The organism is Arthrobacter dokdonellae, from assembly GCF_003268655.1.
In the GTDB taxonomy this organism is placed as follows: domain Bacteria; phylum Actinomycetota; class Actinomycetes; order Actinomycetales; family Micrococcaceae; genus Specibacter; species Specibacter dokdonellae.
Genome location: NZ_CP029642.1, coordinates 1945773 through 1968190, shown reverse-complemented (window position 1 = coordinate 1968190; position 22418 = coordinate 1945773). Strand labels below are relative to the sequence as shown.

At 63.6% G+C, this 22418-nt stretch carries 14 protein-coding genes and 2 rRNA genes; 4 read left to right on the top strand and 12 right to left on the bottom strand.

The window, feature by feature from the left end; all coding sequences use genetic code 11:
- Nucleotides 1-220: 220 nt before the first annotated feature.
- The 6 genes from DMB86_RS08760 to DMB86_RS08740 all read right to left on the bottom strand — a co-directional run bounded on the left by DMB86_RS08760 (nucleotide 221) and on the right by DMB86_RS08740 (nucleotide 10674).
- Nucleotides 221-3397: ribosomal RNA gene (locus DMB86_RS08760) — 23S ribosomal RNA — on the bottom strand.
- A gap of 569 nt (nucleotides 3398-3966) precedes the next feature.
- Nucleotides 3967-5501: ribosomal RNA gene (locus tag DMB86_RS08755) — 16S ribosomal RNA — on the bottom strand.
- Together the 16S and 23S rRNA genes form the textbook arrangement of a ribosomal RNA operon.
- Before the next feature lie 529 nt (nucleotides 5502-6030).
- A complete protein-coding gene (gene tyrS, locus DMB86_RS08750) occupies nucleotides 6031-7341 on the bottom strand; it encodes a tyrosine--tRNA ligase (protein ID WP_113717435.1) in 1311 nt (436 codons plus the stop codon).
- 52 nt (nucleotides 7342-7393) lie between these two features.
- Nucleotides 7394-9634: a HelD family protein gene (locus DMB86_RS08745; RefSeq protein ID WP_113717434.1), complete on the bottom strand. Its 2241-nt coding sequence runs from the start codon at nucleotides 9632-9634 to the stop codon at nucleotides 7394-7396.
- Between the two features lie 170 nt (nucleotides 9635-9804).
- Nucleotides 9805-9978, bottom strand: a complete 174-nt coding sequence (locus tag DMB86_RS20575; RefSeq protein WP_171814429.1) for a type I phosphoribosyltransferase — start codon at nucleotides 9976-9978, stop codon at nucleotides 9805-9807.
- A gap of 27 nt (nucleotides 9979-10005) precedes the next feature.
- Nucleotides 10006-10674, bottom strand: a complete 669-nt coding sequence (locus DMB86_RS08740) for a DNA-3-methyladenine glycosylase (protein WP_113717433.1) — start codon at nucleotides 10672-10674, stop codon at nucleotides 10006-10008.
- A gap of 188 nt (nucleotides 10675-10862) precedes the next feature.
- Here DMB86_RS08740 and DMB86_RS08735 point away from each other — a divergent pair, with 188 nt between their 5' ends.
- Entirely contained in the window at nucleotides 10863-13163 is a 2301-nt protein-coding gene (locus DMB86_RS08735; protein WP_171814428.1) for an HNH endonuclease signature motif containing protein, read from the top strand.
- 186 nt (nucleotides 13164-13349) lie between these two features.
- Here DMB86_RS08735 and DMB86_RS08730 read toward each other — a convergent pair whose 3' ends face one another.
- The gene (locus tag DMB86_RS08730; protein WP_113717431.1) at nucleotides 13350-13988 is read right to left on the bottom strand and encodes an SRPBCC domain-containing protein; all 639 of its coding nucleotides are present in this window, start codon (nucleotides 13986-13988) and stop codon (nucleotides 13350-13352) included.
- Between the two features lie 68 nt (nucleotides 13989-14056).
- Here DMB86_RS08730 and DMB86_RS08725 point away from each other — a divergent pair, with 68 nt between their 5' ends.
- Nucleotides 14057-14953, top strand: coding sequence for a DNA-3-methyladenine glycosylase family protein (locus tag DMB86_RS08725; RefSeq protein ID WP_113717430.1), 897 nt, complete (start codon nucleotides 14057-14059; stop codon nucleotides 14951-14953).
- Nucleotides 14954-15631: 678 nt separating this feature from the next.
- On the opposite strand, the gene DMB86_RS20275 is transcribed toward DMB86_RS08725, so the two are convergent.
- On the bottom strand, nucleotides 15632-16198 hold the full coding sequence (locus tag DMB86_RS20275; protein ID WP_129545503.1) for a hypothetical protein: 567 nt from the start codon (nucleotides 16196-16198) through the stop codon (nucleotides 15632-15634).
- Between the two features lie 58 nt (nucleotides 16199-16256).
- Between DMB86_RS20275 and DMB86_RS08720 the strand changes: the two genes are divergently transcribed.
- Both DMB86_RS08720 and DMB86_RS08715 read left to right on the top strand, forming a co-directional pair.
- Nucleotides 16257-16958 (top strand): YcnI family copper-binding membrane protein, encoded by a 702-nt coding sequence (locus DMB86_RS08720; RefSeq protein WP_113719433.1) that lies wholly within the window; start codon nucleotides 16257-16259, stop codon nucleotides 16956-16958.
- A gap of 43 nt (nucleotides 16959-17001) precedes the next feature.
- Nucleotides 17002-17592 carry a copper resistance CopC family protein gene (locus DMB86_RS08715; RefSeq protein WP_113717429.1) on the top strand — a complete coding sequence of 197 codons (591 nt, stop codon included), beginning with the start codon at nucleotides 17002-17004 and terminating at the stop codon, nucleotides 17590-17592.
- Between the two features lie 570 nt (nucleotides 17593-18162).
- Here DMB86_RS08715 and DMB86_RS08710 read toward each other — a convergent pair.
- The 4 genes from DMB86_RS08710 to DMB86_RS08695 all read right to left on the bottom strand — a co-directional run bounded on the left by DMB86_RS08710 (nucleotide 18163) and on the right by DMB86_RS08695 (nucleotide 22418).
- Nucleotides 18163-18900, bottom strand: a complete 738-nt coding sequence (locus DMB86_RS08710; protein WP_113717428.1) for a maleylpyruvate isomerase family mycothiol-dependent enzyme — start codon at nucleotides 18898-18900, stop codon at nucleotides 18163-18165.
- A 193-nt stretch (nucleotides 18901-19093) separates the two neighbouring features.
- Entirely contained in the window at nucleotides 19094-20545 is a 1452-nt protein-coding gene (argH, locus tag DMB86_RS08705) for an argininosuccinate lyase (protein ID WP_113717427.1), read from the bottom strand.
- A 35-nt stretch (nucleotides 20546-20580) separates the two neighbouring features.
- Nucleotides 20581-21786 (bottom strand): argininosuccinate synthase, encoded by a 1206-nt coding sequence (locus DMB86_RS08700; RefSeq protein ID WP_113717426.1) that lies wholly within the window; start codon nucleotides 21784-21786, stop codon nucleotides 20581-20583.
- A gap of 95 nt (nucleotides 21787-21881) precedes the next feature.
- Nucleotides 21882-22418, bottom strand: coding sequence for an arginine repressor (locus tag DMB86_RS08695; protein WP_113717425.1), 537 nt, complete (start codon nucleotides 22416-22418; stop codon nucleotides 21882-21884).

Below are 22418 nucleotides of genomic sequence, written 5' to 3'. Positions count from 1 at the left end.
CCTCCGCCCGCGGTGCCGGCCCCTTGGTGTTGGGGTTTCGGTGGTGCGGGGGAATTCTGTAGTTGGTGTCCTGTTGTGGACAACAGTATTTGATTATACACGCCCTTCCCGGCCCCTTTGGGGGGGTGGGTGGGGTGTGCTGGTTTTTCCCGGGGCGCAAACCTGTTGGGTTTGTTGTTGGGGAACCATATAGTGAACGCGGGCATGTGGTGTTGTTTTTGTGGTGTAAGTTATCGGCCTATTAGTACCGGTCGGCTTCACGAGTCTTTAGTCCTCGCTTCCACGTCCGGCCTATCAACCCAGTGGTCTGCTGGGGGCCTCTCACACGCTAGGTGCATGGAAATCTCATCTTGAAGCGGGCTTCCCGCTTAGATGCTTTCAGCGGTTATCCCATCCGAACGTAGCCAATCAGCGATGCACTTGGCAGTACAACTGACACACCAGAGGTTCGTCCGTCCCGGTCCTCTCGTACTAAGGACAGCCCTTCTCAAATTTCCTGCGCGCGCAGCGGATAGGGACCGAACTGTCTCACGACGTTCTAAACCCAGCTCGCGTACCGCTTTAATGGGCGAACAGCCCAACCCTTGGGACCTACTCCAGCCCCAGGATGCGACGAGCCGACATCGAGGTGCCAAACCATGCCGTCGATATGGACTCTTGGGCAAGATCAGCCTGTTATCCCCGAGGTACCTTTTATCCGTTGAGCGACGGCCATTCCACAATGTGCCGCCGGATCACTAGTCCCGACTTTCGTCCCTGCTCGACATGTCTGTCTCACAGTCAAGCTCCCTTGTGCACTTACACTCGATACCTGATTGCCAACCAGGCTGAGGGAACCTTTGGGCGCCTCCGTTACTCTTTAGGAGGCAACCGCCCCAGTTAAACTACCCATCAGGCACTGTCCCTGACCCGGATTACGGGCCGAAGTTAGATGTCCAAAGTGACCAGAGTGGTATTTCAACGATGACTCCGCCGCCACTGGCGTGACGGTTTCACAGTCTCCCACCTATCCTACACAAGCCACTCCGAACACCAATACCAAACTATAGTAAAGGTCTCGGGGTCTTTCCGTCCTGCTGCGCGTAACGAGCATCTTTACTCGTACTGCAATTTCGCCGAGTTTATGGTTGAGACAGCGGGGAAGTCGTTACTCCATTCGTGCAGGTCGGAACTTACCCGACAAGGAATTTCGCTACCTTAGGATGGTTATAGTTACCACCGCCGTTTACTGGGGCTTAAATTCTCAGCTTCGCCGCACGAGTGCGGCTAACCGGTCCTCTTAACCTTCCAGCACCGGGCAGGAGTCAGTCCGTATACATCGTCTTGCGACTTCGCACGGACCTGTGTTTTTAGTAAACAGTCGCTTCCCCCTGGTCTCTGCGGCCCACACCCGCTCACGGGACGCGATGGTCCCTTCACGGGGCAGGCCCCCCTTCTCCCGAAGTTACGGGGGCATTTTGCCGAGTTCCTTAACCATAATTCTCTCGATCGCCTTGGTATTCTCTACCTGATCACCTGTGTCGGTTTGGGGTACGGGCGGTCCGAACCTCGCGTCGATGCTTTTCTTGGCAGCATGGGATCACCAAATTCCCCCTTGCGGGGGTCCCGTCAGATCTCAGGAGCGCCAACCCAATGGCCACGCGACGGATTTGCCTATCGCGTTCCCTACATCCTTAGACCGGGACAACCATCGCCCGGCTTGGCTACCCTCCTGCGTCACACCTGTTAATACGCTTGCCTCCCCGGTTCAGTTCCCACGCGCCCCACACATTCCTGGCCCGAAGGCACGCAAATGGCGGTTTGGGCGGTTAGTATCACCGGCTCAACATTGGCGGTTCTTCACCGGTACGGGAATATCAACCCGTTGTCCATCGACTACGCCTGTCGGCCTCGCCTTAGGTCCCGACTTACCCAGGGCAGATTAGCTTGACCCTGGAACCCTTGATCATTCGGCGGACGGGTTTCTCACCCGTCTTTCGCTACTCATGCCTGCATTCTCACTCGTGTGGGCTCCACCGCTAGTTCACACTGCGGCTTCCATGCCCACACGACGCTCCCCTACCACTCCAAACCCCTGAACCACGGAACGAATCCACGGCTAGGGTACATGTTTGAAATCCACAACTTCGGCGGTGTACTTGAGCCCCGCTACATTGTCGGCGCGGAATCACTTGACCAGTGAGCTATTACGCACTCTTTTAAGGATGGCTGCTTCTAAGCCAACCTCCTGGTTGTCTAAGCAATCCCACATCCTTTCCCACTTAGCACACGCTTAGGGGCCTTAGTTGGTGGTCTGGGCTGTTTCCCTCTCGACTATGAAGCTTATCCCCCACAGTCTCACTGCCACGCTCTCACTTGCCGGCATTCGGAGTTTGGCTGACGTCAGTAACCTTGTAGGGCCCATTAGCCATCCAGTAGCTCTACCTCCAGCAAGAAACACGCAACGCTGCACCTAAATGCATTTCGGGGAGAACCAGCTATCACGAAGTTTGATTGGCCTTTCACCCCTACCCACAGCTCATCCCCTCCATTTTCAACTGAAGTGGGTTCGGTCCTCCACGCGCTCTTACACACGCTTCAACCTGGCCATGGGTAGATCACTTCGCTTCGGGTCTAGATCACGCCACTGCAACGCCCTGTTCAGACTCGCTTTCGCTACGGCTTCCCCACACGGGTTAACCTCGCGACGTAACACTAACTCGCAGGCTCATTCTTCAAAAGGCACGCCATCACCACAACAACCACCCCCAAGGGGGCGCGGCGGCTCTGACGGATTGTAAGCACACGGTTTCAGGTACTATTTCACTCCCCTCCCGGGGTACTTTTCACCTTTCCCTCACGGTACTTGTCCGCTATCGGTCATTAGGTAGTATTTAGGCTTATCAGGTGGTCCTGACAGATTCACACGGGATTTCTCGGGCCCCGTGCTACTTGGGAAAAATCACCCGGAGGCGTGCCATGCATTTCGGTTACGGGACTCTCACCCTCTACGGCAGGCCATTCAAAGCCCTTCACCTATACACGCACCTAACCCCCCACCGGCCCGGCAGGACCAGTACGGCAACTCCCACAACCCCGACCATGCAACGCCCGCCGGCTATCACACATGGCACGGTTTAGCCTGATCCGCGTTCGCTCGCCACTACTGACGGAATCACTATTGTTTTCTCTTCCTGTGGGTACTGAGATGTTTCACTTCCCCACGTTCCCCCCACACACCCTATATATTCAGGTGCGGGTCACCACCTGGCCTCACGACCGGTGGCGGGGTTTCCCCATTCGGACACCCTCGGATCAAAGTTCGGTTATCAACTCCCCGAGGCTTATCGCAGATTCCTACGTCCTTCTTCGGCTCCTAATGCCAAGGCATCCACCGTGTGCCCTTAAAAACTTGACCACAAAAAACAGTCAACACACACTAAAACACTTATCGAGAGAACCATGAAACCGCCACCACCAACACCCCACAGGGCGCCGGCAGCATCAGATCCAGGTTCAAACATACTCAAAGAAATTGCTTCCTTTATAAGATGCTCGCGTTCACTATATAGTTCTCAAACAACAACCCCAACACACACCACCCCGCCAGGGAACACCAACACCCCAAAAAGGGGCACCAGCACCACCCGGCGAACCGGCCATGCACGGGAAAACCACGAAACACAACACCCCCACCCCCCCAACCAAGGGAAGGCAACGGGAACGTTGTTGTTCCAGGACCCAACAGTGTGCCAAACGCATGAAAACCCACACACCCACCAACCCAAACAGTCCTTTCCACACACCCCCGCAAGGGAAAGTGCCGTACTCAAACCAGGTCGCCGGATGCCGATCATCGGCTGCTTTATTGATATTCCACCCTTGAGCGGCCCGCCCGGAAACATGCGTCCCGGCAGCAGGCCATACTCCACGCACCCCCCACGAACGGTCCATGCGGACCCCGTGCAGGTGCCTGGTGCTCCTTAGAAAGGAGGTGATCCAGCCGCACCTTCCGGTACGGCTACCTTGTTACGACTTAGTCCCAATCGCCAGTCCCACCTTCGACCACTCCCTCCCTTGCGGGTTGGGCCATGGGCTTCGGGTGTTACCAACTTTCGTGACTTGACGGGCGGTGTGTACAAGGCCCGGGAACGTATTCACCGCAGCGTTGCTGATCTGCGATTACTAGCGACTCCGACTTCATGGGGTCGAGTTGCAGACCCCAATCCGAACTGAGACCGGCTTTTTGGGATTAGCTCCACCTCACAGTATCGCAACCCATTGTACCGGCCATTGTAGCATGCGTGAAGCCCAAGACATAAGGGGCATGATGATTTGACGTCGTCCCCACCTTCCTCCGAGTTGACCCCGGCAGTCTCCCATGAGTCCCCGGCACTACCCGCTGGCAACATAGAACGAGGGTTGCGCTCGTTGCGGGACTTAACCCAACATCTCACGACACGAGCTGACGACAACCATGCACCACCTGTAAACCGGCCGCAAGCGGGGCACCCGTTTCCGGGCGTTTCCAGTCCATGTCAAGCCTTGGTAAGGTTCTTCGCGTTGCATCGAATTAATCCGCATGCTCCGCCGCTTGTGCGGGCCCCCGTCAATTCCTTTGAGTTTTAGCCTTGCGGCCGTACTCCCCAGGCGGGGCACTTAATGCGTTAGCTACGGCGCGGAAAACGTGGAATGTCCCCCACACCTAGTGCCCAACGTTTACGGCATGGACTACCAGGGTATCTAATCCTGTTCGCTCCCCATGCTTTCGCTCCTCAGCGTCAGTTAATGCCCAGAGACCTGCCTTCGCCATCGGTGTTCCTCCTGATATCTGCGCATTTCACCGCTACACCAGGAATTCCAGTCTCCCCTACATCACTCTAGTCTGCCCGTACCCACCGCAGATCCGGAGTTGAGCCCCGGACTTTCACGGCAGACGCGACAAACCGCCTACGAGCTCTTTACGCCCAATAATTCCGGATAACGCTTGCGCCCTACGTATTACCGCGGCTGCTGGCACGTAGTTAGCCGGCGCTTCTTCTGCAAGTACCCTCAACCACACAACGTGCGGCCTTGTTCCCTACTGAAAGAGGTTTACAACCCGAAGGCCGTCATCCCTCACGCGGCGTCGCTGCATCAGGCTTGCGCCCATTGTGCAATATTCCCCACTGCTGCCTCCCGTAGGAGTCTGGGCCGTGTCTCAGTCCCAGTGTGGCCGGTCACCCTCTCAGGCCGGCTACCCGTCGTCGCCTTGGTAGGCCATTACCCCACCAACAAGCTGATAGGCCGCGAGTCCATCCAAAACCACAAAAGCTTTCAACCCCCCACCATGCGGCAGAAAGTCAATATCCAGTATTAGACCCAGTTTCCCAGGCTTATCCCAGAGTTAAGGGCAGGTTACTCACGTGTTACTCACCCGTTCGCCACTAATCCCCGATGCAAGCACCGGATCATCGTTCGACTTGCATGTGTTAAGCACGCCGCCAGCGTTCATCCTGAGCCAGGATCAAACTCTCCGTTAATAAAACAAACAGACACACAACAACGCACCGGAAAAAGACACGAAGCCATGCACTAAATTCGAAACCAGCTAAACGATCATGCATCACCACAGGGGCGGCAACACACAACCAAATAACCAATCCATAAAACAATAAATTGGTATCAATAAAACTTGGCACACTATTGAGTTCTCAAACAACAACCGCGTCCGAGTAATCACTAAATGTTTTTCTCACTTAGATTTCATCGGCACAACATCTATACTTTATTTCATCGGAATTCACTTTGTCCAATCCGCACCCTGTGCGGCTCATCACTCCATAAATCCCACAAATCCCACATTCCAACCAAACAAACCCAATCGAAAAGACGACTGTATTCATTCAAATAATTAAGGGTTTTGGCTTCTTGCGACATGGCGGGCCCTTCCCCGCAAGCAGGGTGCCCAGCGTCGCGCAAGCAACAGATAGAACACTACACAGCCACCCACCCCCAACGCAAATCAAACACAACCCACCCCACCACACACCAACTAGACCACCGGATACCTCAGCCGGCGAGCTCCACCATGGAAAGCGTGCGCTTTCCGCGACGCATCAACAGGTACTTGCCATGCAGCGCATCTGCGGCGCCAAGAACAGCGTCCGGGTCGGTGATCTTGGAATTGTTGACATATGCACCGCCCTCCCCCACTGTACGGCGCGCTGCCGAGTTGCTATTGGAAAGGCCGGACACCACCAGCAGGTCAACGATGGAAAGCCCTTCGGCCGGCGCGGATGAACGCGGCAATTCGCGGGTTGCAGAGGCAAGGGTTTCCTCGTCCAGCTCATCGAGGTTGCCTTGGCCGAACAGCGCCGCCGAGGCGGCAATGACCTTCGACGTCGCATCCACCCCGTGCACGAGGGATGTGACCTGAAAAGCGAGCGTGCGCTGGGCCTCGCGGAGGTGTGGCCTCTTGGCAACGGAAACCTCGAGTGCGGCGATTTCCTCCCGCGAGAGGAAGGTGAACACCTTCAGTCGGTCGGCCACGTCGGCGTCGGCCGTGTTGAGCCAGAACTGGTACATGTCAAACGGGCTGCACATGGCGGCGTCGAGCCAGATGGCGTTGCCTTCGCTCTTGCCGAACTTGGTGCCGTCGGAATTGGTGATCAGCGGTGTCCCCAGCGCGTGCACGGAGGCGCCCTCGACCTTGCGGATCAGGTCGGTACCGCTCGTAAGGTTGCCCCACTGGTCGGATCCGCCCTGCTGTAGCACACAACCATACTGGCGGTACAGCTCAAGGTAGTCCATGCCCTGGAGTATCTGGTAGCTGAATTCGGCGTAGCTGATGCCCTCGTCCGAGTTCAGGCGGGAGGCAACAATGTCTTTCTTGATCATGGTGCCGACCCGGAAGTACTTGCCAATGTCGCGGAGGAAATCGATGGCGCTCATGGGCGCGGTCCAGTCCAGGTTGTTGACCATGCGGGCAGCGTTTTCCCCCTCAAAGGACAGGAAGCGCTGCACCTGGCCCTGCAGGTAGCCGACCCACTCGGACACCGTTTCCTTTGAGTTCATGGTGCGCTCTGCCGTCGGACGCGGATCCCCGACCAGGCCCGTGGAGCCGCCCACCAGGCCCAGCGGCTGGTGTCCGGCCAACTGCATGCGCCGCATGGTCAGCAGCTGCACCAAGTTGCCCAGGTGCAGGCTGGGGGCAGTGGGGTCAAAGCCGCAGTAGTACGTGATGGGCTCGCCGGCCAGCAGTTCTTCGAGCGCGGCCTCGTCGGTGGAGACCTGGACCAGGCCGCGCCACTTAAGCTCCTGCCAGACGTTGGCGAAGCTGGGGTCGTTCTCGGGGGCGCGGAGTTCAGTTTGCAAAGACACACCACAAAATTACCAGCACGACGCCGGTTCTCCCGCCTCGCGCGCCCGACCCTTACGCTTCGATTCCCTCCGGCAGCGGCTCGGCGGCTATCAAGCGCAGTCGCTGGGTGGGGCGGGTCATGGCAACGTAAAGGTCGCCGACGCGTCCGCCTGCGCCGGCCAGCAAGGCCGCCGGTTCCACAATGACCACCCCGTCAAACTCAAGGCCCTTGGCCTCGTGCGGATCGATCACCACGATGTCCTGCTCGACGGAGCCCGCACCGTGGCCCACCCTGTGGCCGTAGACGGCACGCAGGGCGGCGGCCGTTTCAGCGACCATGCCGCGCGGGGCAATGACTGCCACAAGCCCGCCGTCCACTGCCGCTGTCTCTTCGTCCATGACCGCCACCACCCGCTCGATCAAGGCACCTGCGGCAACGTGGTCAACAATCGGTTCCCATTCGCCGTCGCGCACGGCCTTGGGGGCGGAGACCACCTGGCCGGCCGCATTGGCCATGCGCACGGCGGACTCGGCGATCTGCGCCGGCGTGCGGTAGTTGACGGTCAGCTCCTCCATGGACCACCGCTCCCCCATGAAGGGTGAAAGGGCCTGGCGCCACGAGTCGGCGCCGGCCGCGGAACTGGTCTGGGCGATGTCACCCACGATCGTGAACGATTTCACGGGACAGCGGCGCACCAACAGTCGCCACTGCATGGGAGAGAGCTCCTGCGCCTCGTCGACCACCACGTGGCCATAGGCCCAGGTCCTGTCGGTCAGCGCCCTGTCGGCATTGCTCAGGTGTTCGCCGTCGACCACGTTGTAATCGGCCAGCTGTTCGGCGGTGAGCATGCCGTTCACGCCGGAGTCCTCCAGCTGCTGGTCCATGTTGGCGATGGCCTTTTCGGCGTTGGCGAGGTCGCGCCGGCGCTGGGCGTCGTGTGCGGCCCCTGCACGGCCACCTGTGATGTCAAGCTCTCCCAGGAGTTCGGCTGCCTCATCCAGCAGCGGCACGTCCGACTCCGTCCACGGCGCATCCTCAGGGCGCAGGAGCAGCTCGCGTTCCGCGTCCGTGAATCCGGGTGCCACGGCGCGCAGAATCTCCGGCTTGCTGAACAGCTCACGGACCAGCTTTTGCGCGCCCATGGGCATCCAGCAAAGGTTGAGCATGATGCGCACGTCCCGGGAGGAACGGACGTCCTCGGCCAGGTAGGAACGGTCAGCGGTGTTGCCCGTGCCGCTGGCTTCGATGTGCTCGCGCAGTTGATCTGTCAGCTCGCGCAACAGGATCTTCACAAACGTCAGGCGGGCCTCGTTGTGCGGCTTGCCCGTGGCGCGCGCCTTGTCCCTGGCCCGGCGCACTTGGCGGGCGGTCAGCACCAGGCGGGTGCCTTCGACGTCGAGCCTGGCATCGCCTCGCGGGAGCCGCTGGCGGTTGGCAACGGCGTTGGCGATGACTCGGGCCATGTCGATGCGGCCCTTGAGGCGTGCCACCTCCGGGGATTCGACGGCGGTGGCGCTGATGCCGGGCAGCAGGTGGCCGACGCTTGCCATGACAACGCCGGTCTCGCCAAGAGAGGGTAGGACCCGTTCGATGTACTTCATGAACGCGCTGGAGGGGCCCACCAGAAGCACCCCGGCGGAGGCCAGCCGCTCGCGGTGCGTGTACAGCAGGTAGGCGGCACGGTGAAGGGCCACGGCGGTCTTCCCGGTTCCGGGCCCTCCCTGCACAACGAGTGCCCCGCTCAGGGGCGAACGGATGATGCGGTCCTGTTCGGACTGGATGGTACCCACGATGTCGCTCATGCGGCCAGTCCGCTTGGAGTTCAGTGCCGCGAGTAGCGCGCCCTCCCCCTGCAAGTGTTCGCCTTCCACGAGCATGGTGTGGTCCAGGACTTCATCTTCAATGGCCTTGACGTTGCGACCCTTCAGGATCAGATGACGGCGCCGGCGCACTCCCAGCCGCTCAAAGGCGGTGGCCTGGTAAAACGTGCCGGCCTCCGGCGCCCGCCAGTCAACCATCAGCTGGCGCAGGTCCTCGGTGGAGAGGCCGATTCGTCCGATGTAGCGCTGCTCGCCGTTGTCCAGGTCCAAGCGTCCAAAGACGAGCTTGTCGTCAACGGCGTTCAGCTGGGCCAGCCGCGTCTCATACAGCGCGGCAAAGGCATCTCGCTCGGAACGGTTTTGGTGCGTGCCCATCGACTTGGTGCGGCGGACTTCACTGAGCTGTTCGATCTTTTCTGCGCGAAGTTCGTCCAGTCGGGCGTAGAGGCCATCAACGTAGAAACGTTCATGGGCCAGCTCGGCGTCATACATGTAAAAGGCTCCTGTGTACCGAAGGCGGTCGTCCAAAAGGCGGACCGTCAATTCTATACCCGCCAGCGCGGCAAGGGGTACGCGCGTTGGCAGGTGGGTGTCATGCGTACTGGCCGCCTCACCCCTTACATTGCTGCACGTGCGGGAACGTGCAGCGCTGGCGGCACCGACTACACGTGCAGCAGGGACAAAACATCGCGGCCGGGAAGATTGGTCCTGCCCGCTAATGCCTCAATTTCCAGAACGACGCCGGCGCCGGCAACCACCGCGCCCGCGCGCTCCAGCAGCGCCGCCGCGGCACCGAGCGTGCCACCCGTGGCAAGGACGGCGTCGAGATTTAACACACGTGTGCCGGTGGGAACTGAACCTGGTTAAGCGCCACGACTCGGAACGATTAACGCGGACCGGCGAGGAGTGCGGACCACTCCGGGCTTGAACCTGGACACGGTGGGGTCGCCGTCAATCCAAAAGCGCCAGGGGTAGTCGACCGTTCCCCCCGGGCCGCTGATACCAACCCGCGGGCCCGTCATGACGCGCGTCGACGGCTCGGCAGGCAGCGTGACGGTGACCTCGCCTCCCAGCGCGGGAAGCCCGTTGTGTACGGCGCTGATGCCCATGGCCTTGGTCAGCCTGGCAGGTCCTTGCGCGAGCTCGTAATCGCGCTTGGCGGTGGGACGGCGGGATCGGGCCAGTTCCAGTCCCTCCACAATCTCGCCGGCTCTCATCAGGCACCCCGACGATGTTCCAACCGGGCGGCACACAAGGTTCGCGCAATAGTGCATGCCGTACGTGAAATAGACATACAGATGACCCGGCGGCCCGAACATGACGGCGTTGCGGTTCGTCTGTCCGCGGTAGCTGTGCGCCCCGGGGTCCGGGTCAGGGGAATTGGCCGGGCCCAAGTACGCTTCGACCTCCGTCAAACGTACGACGACGGGCCCTTCAGGAGTCTCGTGCCTCACCAGTGCGCCCAAAAGGTAGGGCGCGACCTCTGTAGCCGGACGCTGCAGCAGTTCAAGGATGTCGGCAGGGGGGACCATGATTCCACGTTAGCAGGAGGCCAGACGCACATTCGAGCCGGCCGGCTGCCGTGGTCAAGCGCGCCGTGTGGATGGTCCGTGGCCCTGTTTTCGCGTTGTCGCCTCCACAGAATGTCTTGTTCTAGAAGTTCTCCACATCCCGAATATGTTTTCTGATAATGTCGGTGCCCGTCGGTAGTGTTGTGCGTATGGAAGCAACGGCAAGGGTGCCGGGACAGACCGGCACCCCGACAGGGACAGGGACCGCTGGTGGACACATCCACCAGCTGATCACCCTTGCCGCGTCCCTGACGGCAGCCGCCACCGCCGCATCCACCGCCGCATCCACCGCCGCGGCTTCTGGATCGGCGGCAGCCACTGCCGCCGGCGGTTCCGGTGCTCCCAGTGATCCGGTGGTCCCGGCCCCGCTGGGCGTGAGCCTGGAGTCCCTCGGCGATGCCGAACTGATCGCCTGGGGCCGGACCGTTGAACAGCTCAGCCGGTACGTCCAGGCCCTGCAGGTCCAGGCCGCCGGGACCATCGCCACCCGCACCCACGAGGGCCGCTACCTGCGGGAGGGACACAAATCCCCCGCCGACGTCCTCACCGACGCCCTGCTCCTCAGCCGCGCCGAAGCCGGCCGCCGCCTCAACCTCGCCCAGCACTTCCTGCCCGCCACGGACCCCCTCACCACCGTCACCACCCCCTGCGACCAGCCCGTCCTGGCCACCGCGTTCTTTACCGGCACCACCACCGCCGAACAAGCCCTGACCGCCTCCCACTACACCGCCGACGCCGCCCACCTCGCCCACGCCGGACGCACCACCGCCGAAAAAGCCCGCGAGCTCGAAACCACCATGACCACACACGCCCAAACCCAAAACCCGGACTTCCTGCGCCGCATCGGCACCCGCGCCATCAACATCATCGACCCCGACGGCGACAAACCCACCGAGGGCGAACTGATCGCCAAACAAGGCATCCGCTTCCACCGCGCCTACCGCGGCCTGATCAAAATCACCGGCCACGCCACCATCGCCCAATACGAAAGCATCATGGCCTACATCGGCCACTCCACCAACCCCGCCCCCCACAAAGACATCAACACCATCAACCCCAACAACCATGACAACGGTGACGGCGGCAACAACCATGACAACGGCTCCGGCTCCGGCTCCAGCGACATACTGCCGGGCCAAATGAACCTCATGGACCTCCTCCACGCAGCCACCGCCACCGGAAACGCGCCCACACTCGCCACCCCGACACCGCCACCAGCCCCACCGTCCGGACGAGCCCAGCCGTCCGAACCAGCCCAACCGTCCGAACCAGCCCAACCGCCGGGACGAGCCCAGCCACCAGCCCCGGCAAGCCCCGCCCCCGGCGCCGCCGCGGACAACTCCTGGCCGCCACCCCAAGGCCCGGCCCCGGACTGGGCCCAACCCGCCACCACCGATGGCGACACCGGAGGAACCGTCCCCGGCAACATCGGCGCCGCCCAGGACGGCGCCGCCACGGACGGCACGGCCACGGACGGCGCCGCCACGGGCGGCACGGCCACGAGCGACGGCAAAGACGCCGGCATCAGGTTCATCTTCCCGGCATCACCCCCGCCGGCAGGACTCGGCTGGCAACCCCAACCCGCAGCCACCACGACCCACGGCACCGACACGCCCACCATCACCGCTGGCGGCAGCAGCCCTGACGATGTCGGAAGTGAGGGCGGGGCACAGTTTTGGGCCACTCCCGGCCTTGACCCCACCGAGCGCGGCGCCCCCGACAGATCCGGGACCGAACCGCCCTGGCCACACCTGGTCCACGGAATCCAGATCCCCGAACCCGGCTCCGACATCGACCTGCCCGGACTGGACCCCATCGACCCGACCAACACCGACCCCGCCGTGGCCGACAAACGCACCCACGCCCAAAAACTCCTCGACGGCATGATCGACTGCCTCCACCTCGCCGCCCGCACCGAACTGCTGCCCCTCAACGGCGGCATGAAACCCCAACTGATCATCTCCACCACCGAAGCCGACCTCCAAGCCAGCCGCACCCAAGGCAAAGGCGGCGGCATCGCCTTCCTGCCCTACACCGGACCCAGCAACCTCTCCCTCTTCGACACCAAACTCTGCGACGCCGACGTCACCACCATGATCCTCGGCGACGGCCAAAAAATCCTCAACGTCGGACGCACCCAACGCCTCTTCACCCACACCCAACGCAAACTCCTCATCGCCCGCGACATCGGCTGCACCTTCCCCCACTGCACCCGCCCCGCCCGCTGGTGCGACGCACACCACATCATCCCCTGGCAGGACGGCGGGGAAACCAGCATCGAAAACGGCGCCCTGGCCTGCGAATACCACCACACCCTGATCCACCAAGGCCACTGGAGCGTCCGCCTCCTCAACGGCATCCCCCACTACACCCCCACCCACGGCACCGACCCCAACCGCCGCGACCTCCGCAACCCCTACCACCACGGCCTCACCCTCCCCGAACACTAAACCCAAACCCTCAACCCCCAAGGGCACCACAGGCCCAACCACCACCGACACGCAACACCAACGGGCCCAACGACGAGCAAGGTTCAGAATCCGGTCAGGCTCAGCCACCGGGGTATGGGGGTCTCGAGGAACGCGACCACCGGAGCGGTATGTAATCTGTACCGACTGCCTCCGGCCAGAACAGCGTCAGGGGGTGCCTGCGTCGTCCGTTCCGGTGTAGAAGGCGGTGGTGCGCTTGGCTGATTCCCGGGCGGCCTCCGGGGAGGCGCCATTGGCAATGGCGGCGTCAGCCCAAGCCTCGCTGCTGGCGGCCATGAACGGGTTCAAGACCGCGGGTGGCGGCTGGTGCGCGGGACCGGTGGGCACCCCGCGGAGGTATTGGTACAGCCCGAGCAGGGCGGCATCCCAGCCCACGCCGACTGCCCCCGGACCGTAGGTGCCCATCATTTCCGGGTCCACCGTAGCCGTGTGCCGCAGTTCCACAAGGGCGTGGTCGATGTTGGTGGGTGTCACGGTGAATTCAAGCTCGGAGTCCGGACCATTGCCCATCACCCAGGAAACGCGAAAGCCGCGCCCGGTATGGCAATCCAGGACCTCTCCCGACGCATTGCCTTCCAAGGCGTAGTGTCCCCCGACACTGAGGTCGCCGGTAACGGGGAGGAACCACTGTTGAATGTTCTCCGCCTCAGTGCACGCGGCCCAGACTTCATGTGCCGGTGAAGAGACTTCTCGTTGCAGGACCACCGAGGTGGCGTCCTGATGGTTGAGTTGGGTGTTCTTGACGAGTCGGGTGATGCCTGCGAGTGTGTCCAAAATGTCGGCCATGCAGCCAGACTAGGCGAGGGGTGCTGTTCCGGCAACAGCAGTCCGCGCTCCCGTGGCAGGATGATTCCATGGGACAAGCAGAGCCATTCCATCCGCCTTTTGAACCGGGCATCTTCGATTTTCTGGCGGCGCGCGCCGTGGCGGGGGTGGAGGAAGCAACGTCAACCAGCTATGCCCGCACGCTCTCCCTTCCCGGAGGCCATGGTTGGTTCCGGCTGGCATGGGACGGCAGGCGGCTGCTGTTGGACCATGAGGTCGAAGACGCCGCGGACTCCCCTACGCTGTCCGCCCACGTCCGGCACCTTTTCAACCTGGACCACGACCCCGCAGCCGCGGACGCGGCCCTGGGCATGGACCCGCTGCTGTCCGGGAGGGTGGCAGCCCTACCGGGAATCCGGCTGCCGGGTTGCGTGGACCCGAACGAAATCCTCATCCGTGCGATGATCGGCCAGCAGATCACCGTGGCGGCGGCCACGACCGCGCTGCGGCAGTTGGTTGCACTCAGCGCTCCCAGCCGCCTGCCGCACGGTTCCATGAAGCGGTTCTTTCCCACCCCGGCACAGATCGCGGCAGACGGACGCACGATTCTGCGCGGCCCGCAGCGCCGGATCGACAGCATCATCGCTGTCGCGGGAATGCTGGCGGACGGATCCTTGCGCCTCGATGCTTCTGACACGCCCGAATCGTTGGCGGAGAAGCTGCTGCCGCTTCCCGGGATCGGGCCCTGGACCGTGGGCTATGTCAGCATGCGGGTGCTGGGCAGCAGCGACATCTTTCTCCCTACGGATTCGGCCGTCCGCAACGGCTTTGGCCTGCTCCGCGGCGACTCGCTAAGCACGGCCCGGTCCATCAAGGCGCCGGAGCTGGCCCGCATGGCCGAGCCACTTCGACCGTGGCGCTCCTATGCCACGCTGCATTTCTGGCGCGTATCCGGGGAAAAGCCAGTCCGAGGGGTCTCCCGTTGAGGCTCGAACAGCCCCGCGGCAGGCTGGGGCCCATGACTGTCGGATTCCTTCCACTGACCGTCGCTGATGCCGACACCCTCACGGATTTTCTCTGTGGCAATACCATTCCTTTTCATGCCGGTTCCTACGCGGATGTCGCTTCGGTGGGCAGCCGCGCATCGTCGGGCCGATTCTGGAGCAGCGACTCGCAGGCCTGCTGGATCAACGCGGACGACACCCGGCTGGGACTGGTGGTCGTGGAAGACCTGCGGGGACGACACGACGGTCTTCGATCTCCGGCTGGCCGATGTTCACGGCGGCAAGGGCCACGCCGTCCACGTCCTGCGTCCCCTGTGCGACCACGTCGTTGCCTCCAAGCCCAACATTCAGCGCTTTGAGGGACAGACTCCAGAGGATAACGTCGCTATGGAGCGGATAGCGTCGATGACCTGACTTTATCGCCAGCAGCCGTGTATGCCGTGGGCATATCCGGGCGCGGAGAAGGCGGGCCGAATGTTCGCCTTCTCCGGGCTCCTGGCCGGCTACTACCCGGTTCCGGCGCAGCCGGCAGGACCTGCTCACGGAGCCGTCGTTGCGGGAGTTCAGCACGTCATAACGGTTCATTCGGGGCAACCGCAGCTATTTTTCTACCCACCGTAGAACACGTACGATGGGCTGAGACACAATGCGGACCTTAGCCTATGCAGCGGGAGTGGATATGACGGCATGCGGTTCGGGCACTGCCCGCGGCTGGGTCGCCGCCGGCTTTGCGACGGCCGTGGCTACCGCGTGCCATGTGGCGGCGGGCGGCACTGCGCCCGATCCCCAGTTGTTGTTGTTTTCGCTGTCAGTGTCCGGGCTGGCGTGCTGCCTGCTGGCACGGCGACACCTATCGCTGGGCAGGCTGGCTGCGGGTGTTGCGGCCAGCCAGGCCATCTTCCACCGGCTCTTCAGCATTCCTCCCGCCGCGCCGCCGGACACGTCTCGGATGATGATGGCAGGCATGGACCATGGCGGAACCGGCCCGACCGCCATCGCCGCCCACGCGGCCGTTGCGCCAATGGTGCATGCGGGCAGCAGTGGATGGCAGATGTGGCTTGGCCACGCCGTCGCGGCCGCATTGCCAATGCTTTTCCTCCGTTTCGGGGAGACGAGCGTTTTTCGACTGATGGAAACGCTCCGGCTCAAGGCCACCACACCCATCTCGGCGATCGTGTCCGGACTGCCATCCCGCACACCCAAACGGCCCATGACGGACTCGGCCAAGCGCCCGCATCCACCTCCTTTCCGCCACTGGCGGACCCCACCCGTGAAAGGCAGCACCATGAAAACCTCCCTACGCCGCACCCTCAAGACCGTCACCACCGGAGCACTGGCCGCGGCCATGCTTTCACTGGGCGTGGCGGCCGCGTCCGCCCACGTCACGGTCAGTCCAGACGACCCGGCGGCCAACGGCTACACCCACCTGTCGTTCAACGTTCCGAACGAGTCGGTTGCGGCGAAGACTGACAAAGTGGTGGTCAACCTTCCCGCTGACGCCCCGTTCACCTCCGTTTCCGTCCGGCAGCTGGAGGGGTGGACGGCCAAAGTGATCACCAGCAAGCTGCCCAAGCCGGTCATCATCAACGGGACCACCGTGACCAAGGCACCGAGCGCGGTCGTGTGGACGGCCGACGCGGCGCATGAGATCGGGCAGAACGAGTACCAGACCTTCGCGCTCTCCGTGGGCAAGCTTCCCAAGGCCGGGACAACCATCACCATGCCGGCCGTGCAGACGTACACCGACGGCTCCACGGTCGAATGGAATGAAACGGCGGTCGCCGGAAAGGCCGAACCCGAACACCCCGCCCCGTCTTTCGTCACCACCGCCGAAGACGCCGCCGCACCGGCCGCAGCGGCCGAAGGGCAGTCGTCGAACAACGGCCTGTCAATTCTGGCCTTGGTCCTCGGTGCGGTGGGCCTCCTGCTGGGAGGCTCCGCCCTCGGCATTGTCATTGCCGGCCGCCGGAAATCCGCCGCCAAGTAGTCCTTCCACTCCGTTTCCGCCATCAACCAGGAGGGATGCCGTCATGGCACCTCACGCTCCACGCAACCATCACCGACATCCCCTGGCCACAGCCCTGCTGTCGGCCCTGACATTGGCCATGTTGATCCTGCCTGCGGCGGCCGCGCAGGCCCACGATGTCCTGGAAGGCACCAGCCCGACCAATGGCTCAACGGTGGCCTCCGTGCCGGCGTCGATTGGAATGACGTTCGACCACACGCCCATCGCCATCGGATCGGAAATGCTCGTCAAGGACGCACGTGGAAGCAACTGGGCTTCAGGAGCCGTGAACATTGTCGATAACCACGTCACCCAGGCTCTGAAACCCGGTGCACCGGCCGGCAAGTACACTGTGGAATGGCGCATCGTGTCATCGGATTCGCACCCCATCGAAGGCACATTCACCTTTACCGCACGCGGCCCCGCAGGCATCTCAGGACCGGCCGTTGGTCCGGGGACCCCAGCCTCCGCCCAAAGCACCGCCGTTACAGCGGCGGCCGCTGGCGGCGTCGGAATTCCGTGGGGAGCCGTGGGCCTCGGCGCCGGGGTCCTTTTGGTGGCCATTGCGTTGTTGTGGGCCGCCCGGCGTCTGATTGCCCGGACGGATGGAGACTAGGCCTTGCGCGTGTAGGCGGGGACAGTCAACGGTGCGAATACGACCACGCTGATCACGGCTTCCAGCACGGCCCACCCGGCCGCCATGCCAGCGTCGCCTCGGTTGCCGGGATGGCGCACAGCCGTCACGACGTGGAAAGCCGGGGTTGACGCTGGCAAACGTTGTCCCAGAGGGCTGGGGCTACTATGCTTATCGCGCCTTCTCCAATTCACGCGTTGCGGCGAGGGTTCCCGGAGTCCCGACAGTTTGGAGGACAGGACCAGGTATTCGATGGCGCCGAGGACTTCAACCACGGGCGCGTCCTGGCCTGTGACGCCGGTGAGCTGACGGCCAATCTGTGCCACGAGCGGACGTCGCAGCTAAAGATCCTGGCATCGCCGGCCTCCGGGCGCAGAAGCGTGGCAGGCAGGGAGATGGTGGTAGCCGTGGACGTCGATGGCCGGCTACGAAGGTCGGATGGTGGATACCATGTCCGGTCCCTTCCCCTCAAGCGGTTCCTCGTGGTTTCCAGTTTTCCCGCCACCGCCTACATGGGGCTTACGCGCGCCTTGCCTGCCGTCGGGCCAACCACTACTGCGCGGCATTCAGGGCCGAAGGCCAGGGCAGGAGTTTCGGCAGGTCAACGGAGTCGGCCGCCGCCTCGGCGCGCAGGCTGTCCATGGTGGGGGTGCGCCCGGCCAGCCAGGCGGCGATGTCCGTCAGCATGCCCTGCACGGACACGGTGTTCGCGCCGTTTCCCACGGTGATGGTTGGAAGTGCCAGAGGCAGCAGCACCAGGCGGGTGCCCTGCGGCACCCGCGTCGCCAGGAACGCGATCAGGTAGAGGCAGAATTCCTTGGACCAGGTTTCCGGTCCGCGCCCCACATTGAGGTCCGCGAGGTGGATGACCAACTCGCGCCACAGCGCCAGCGCGCCGTCGTACACCGTGCCGTCGCGGTAGTTGATGCGCAACGTCCATTGCTCGTCGTCCAGCCCCGCCAATGCGGAAAGCACGCGCGACAGGGCGGCGTCCAGCTTGTCTTGGTGCTCCGCGGCGGGGTTCCCCGCCGCCATCTCAATGGCCTGCGTCCGCCCACCCATCCCGCCGTCGTAAAACTCAATGGATTCCCCGCGCAGGGCATACTCCACCTGGCGGGCCACGGCGTCGGCGACGTTGGCAACATGGGCCAGGATGTGCCCGCGCGTCCAGCCGGGCAGTTCGGTGGCGGCGCGGACGTCGTCGTCGCTTAGCTTGGCCGCTTTGCCGGCCAGCGCGTCCGCTGCGGCCCCCAGGCGGTCCGTCAGCTGTGCAGTCGAGATCTCAGTCATTGCCCCAGCATAGCGGCCGAGGGGCCCGCTGCGAGCTCGCGAGCGGTGGGAGGCGGCTATGCGATAGCGGCCGAGGGGCCCTCTGCGAGCTCGCGAGCAGTGGGAGGCGGCTATGCGATAGCGGCCGAGGAACGGAAAATGCCCGCATCCTCTCCCTGAATGCGGACATTCTTCGTTACACGGACGACGCCGGTCAGGCCAGGAAGGCGCGCGCGTCGCCCAGCTGCCCCTCCAGGGCGGCGAGCTGCTGGAGCACGGCTGACGGGGCCGTGCCCCCCTGAGAGTTGCGGCTGTTCAGCGATCCCTCCGTGCTGAGCACCGTCCGGACCTCTGGGGTGAGATGGGCCGAAATGCGTGCGTATTCCTCGTCTGTCAGGTCCCACAGCTCCACTCCGCGGGACTCAGCCACCTTGACGGCGGCCCCCGACAGCTCGTGGGCGTCGCGGAACGGCACGCCCTGGCGGACCAGCCATTCGGCGATGTCGGTGGCCAGCGCAAAGCCCTGCGGGGCAAGGGATTCCATGCGTCCGGTGTTGAACACCAGCGTGGCGATCATGCCCGAAACGGCCGGGAGGAGCAGTTCCAGGGTATCCGCCGCGTCGAAGACGGGCTCCTTGTCCTCCTGCAGGTCCCTGTTGTAGGCCAGCGGCAGGCCTTTGAGCGTGGCCAGCAGCCCTGTCAGGTCGCCGATGAGGCGCCCTGCCTTGCCCCGGGCCAGTTCGGCCACGTCGGGGTTCTTTTTCTGCGGCATGATGGAGGAACCTGTGGAGTAGGAATCATGCAGCGTCACAAAGGAGAACTCCTTGGTGGCCCACAGGATCACTTCCTCCGAAACGCGGGACAGGTCCACCCCGATCATGGCCGCGACCCACGCAAACTCGGCGAAGACGTCGCGGGAGGCGGTGCCGTCGATGGAGTTCCAGGCTGCCGAGTCGAAACCCAGGTCCGCGGCGACGGCGTTCGGGTCCAGACCCAGCGAGGAACCGGCCAGCGCGCCCGAGCCGTAGGGGGACACCGCGGCGCGCTTGTCCCAATCGACCAGGCGCTGCACGTCGCGCAGCAGGGCCCAGGCGTGGGCCAGCAGGTGGTGGCTGAGCAGCACCGGCTGGGCGTGCTGGAGGTGCGTGCGACCGGGCATGGCGACGCCGTGGTGAACCTTCGCCTGCCCAACGAGGGCGTCGACCACGGAGAGCACTCCCCCGGCGATGATGCGTGCATGGTCCCGCAGGTACATCCGGCCCAGCGTGGCAATCTGGTCGTTGCGTGAGCGGCCCGCGCGGAGCTTGCCGCCCAGGGCGGTGCCGGCGCGCTCGATCAGGCCGCGTTCCAGGGAGCCGTGCACGTCCTCGTCGGTTTCCGACGGACCGTAGGCGCCTGACTTCACGTCCTCTTCCAGCTCCGAAAGCGCCGTGAGCATGCCCGCAAGTTCGGCGTCGTCGAGCAGCCCTGCCGTGTGCAGGACACGGGCGTGGGCCTTGGACCCGGCGATGTCGTACAGCGCCAGGCGCCAGTCAAAGTGCGTGGACTTGCTCAGGGCGGCCAGGGCATCGGCAGGCCCGCCCTGGAAGCGCCCGCCCCAGAGCGCGCCTTCGTTGGTCCCCGAACGCCCCCCAACCTCGCTTCGCTCTGCCGGGGACCCCTGCATCCGTACGCCCGGATTCTCAGCGTCAGTCATGACAGCTACTTCCCTGCGGTGCGCTGGTCGCGGGTGGAGGCCACCTTGGAGGACATACCCCAGAGCTCGATGAAACCGCGTGCCTGCGACTGGTCAAAGGTGTCGCCGGTGTCGTAGGTGGCCAGGTCAAAGTCGTACAGGGACGTGTCCGAGCGGCGGCCGTTCACGATGGCCGCACCGCCGTGCAGGGTCATGCGGATGTCGCCGGAGACGTACTTCTGGGTGTCCTCGATGAAGGCGTCCAGGGAGCGCTTGAGCGGGGAGAACCACTGGCCGTCGTAGACCAGCTCGGCCCAGCGCTGGCCCACGGTGGCCTTGAAGCGGGCCTGCTCGCGCTCGACGGTGATGTCCTCGAGGTGCTTGTGCGCGGTAATCAGCGCCATCGCGCCGGGGGCTTCGTAGATTTCGCGGGACTTGATGCCCACCAGGCGGTCCTCGACGACGTCGATCCGGCCCACGCCCTGCGCGCCGGCCCGGCGGTTCAGTTCCTGGATGGCCTGCAGCGGTGTCACCTTGTGGCCGTCGATCGCGACGGGGACGCCCTGGGCGAAGGTAATGATGACCTCGTCCGGCGCCGGCGGGAATTCCGGGGTGGCCGTGTAGTCGTAGATGTCCTTGGTGGGCGCGTTCCAGATGTCCTCGAGGTAGCCAGTTTCCACGGCGCGGCCCCAGACGTTCTGGTCAATGGAGTACGGATTCTTTTTGGTGGTCTCGATGGGAAGGCCCTTGTCCTCGGCGAACGCGATGGCCTTGTCGCGGGTCAGTGCCAGGTCGCGGACGGGGGCGATGCATTTCAGGTCCGGCCCCAGGGTCTGGATGCCGACCTCAAAACGGACCTGGTCGTTGCCCTTTCCCGTGCAGCCGTGGGCCACGGTCGTGGCGCCAAATTCGCGGGCGGCCTTGACCAGGTGCTTGACGATGACGGGGCGGGAGATGGCCGAGACCAGCGGGTAGTGGCCCTGGTAGAGGGCGTTCGCCTTCAGCGTGGGCATGGCGTAATCGTTGGCGAATTCGTCGCGGGCGTCGGCCACGTACGCCTCGACGGCGCCGCAGGCCAACGCACGCTGGCGGATGTCCTCCAAGGACTCCCCGCCCTGCCCGACGTCCACGGCAACAGCGATGACTTCGGCGCCAGTGGCTTCCCCGATCCAGCCAATGGCAACGGATGTGTCGAGGCCACCGGAGTAGGCCAATACAATGCGGTCAGTCACGTTCTTTTTCTCCTCGTGTCAATGAAATCCGTGCGGCCTGGCGGCGCCACGGTTTTTGTTCGCTTGGTTCTAGATTAGGTGGTGCAGGCAGCCGGTCAGCCTGAGGCGCCGGATTCGGCGGCAAATTGCAGGAAGCGCTCGGCCACCTGGGCCCCGCCTTGCGGATCGCGGGTGATGATCATGACCGTGTCGTCCCCGGCAATGGTGCCAAGGATGCTCGGCATGACCGAATGGTCAATGGCCAGGGCCAGGAAGTTTGCGGCCCCCGGCGGGGTCCGCAGCACGGCGATGTTGGCGGAGGCCTCCGCGGTGACGAGCAGTTCCCCGCACAGGCGCACCAGCCGCGTGTCCAGCAGTTCCTGGGACGACGGCGAGTGGACGCCGCGCTCCCCTCCCTCCCGCGGCACGGCGTAAATCAGCCCGCCGTCCTTGCCACGCACCCGGTAGGCCCGCAGCTCCACGAGGTCGCGGGAGAGCGTCGCCTGCCCCACCACCAGGCCGTCGTCGGCCAGCAGGGTGGCCAGTTCCGCCTGGGAGCGGACGGCCTTGTTGGCCAGCAGCGCCGTCACGCGGGCCTGGCGTGCCGTCTTGGTGGTGGGCATGGCGGCCCCGGCGGAAGGCGATCTGGACAT

Coding starts and splice junctions, on each gene's coding strand:
- DMB86_RS08745 (WP_113717434.1), bottom strand. CDS start 9,634: ATGTATGACGCCGAGCTGGCCCATGAACGTTTCTACGTTGATGGCCTC.
- DMB86_RS08740 (WP_113717433.1), bottom strand. CDS start 10,674: ATGGTCCCCCCTGCCGACATCCTTGAACTGCTGCAGCGTCCGGCTACA.
- DMB86_RS08735 (WP_171814428.1), top strand. CDS start 10,863: ATGGAAGCAACGGCAAGGGTGCCGGGACAGACCGGCACCCCGACAGGG.
- DMB86_RS08730 (WP_113717431.1), bottom strand. CDS start 13,988: ATGGCCGACATTTTGGACACACTCGCAGGCATCACCCGACTCGTCAAG.
- DMB86_RS08725 (WP_113717430.1), top strand. CDS start 14,057: ATGGGACAAGCAGAGCCATTCCATCCGCCTTTTGAACCGGGCATCTTC.
- DMB86_RS08720 (WP_113719433.1), top strand. CDS start 16,257: ATGAAAACCTCCCTACGCCGCACCCTCAAGACCGTCACCACCGGAGCA.
- DMB86_RS08715 (WP_113717429.1), top strand. CDS start 17,002: ATGGCACCTCACGCTCCACGCAACCATCACCGACATCCCCTGGCCACA.
- DMB86_RS08710 (WP_113717428.1), bottom strand. CDS start 18,900: ATGACTGAGATCTCGACTGCACAGCTGACGGACCGCCTGGGGGCCGCA.
- argH (WP_113717427.1), bottom strand. CDS start 20,545: ATGCAGGGGTCCCCGGCAGAGCGAAGCGAGGTTGGGGGGCGTTCGGGG.
- DMB86_RS08695 (WP_113717425.1), bottom strand. CDS start 22,418: ATGTCCAGATCGCCTTCCGCCGGGGCCGCCATGCCCACCACCAAGACG.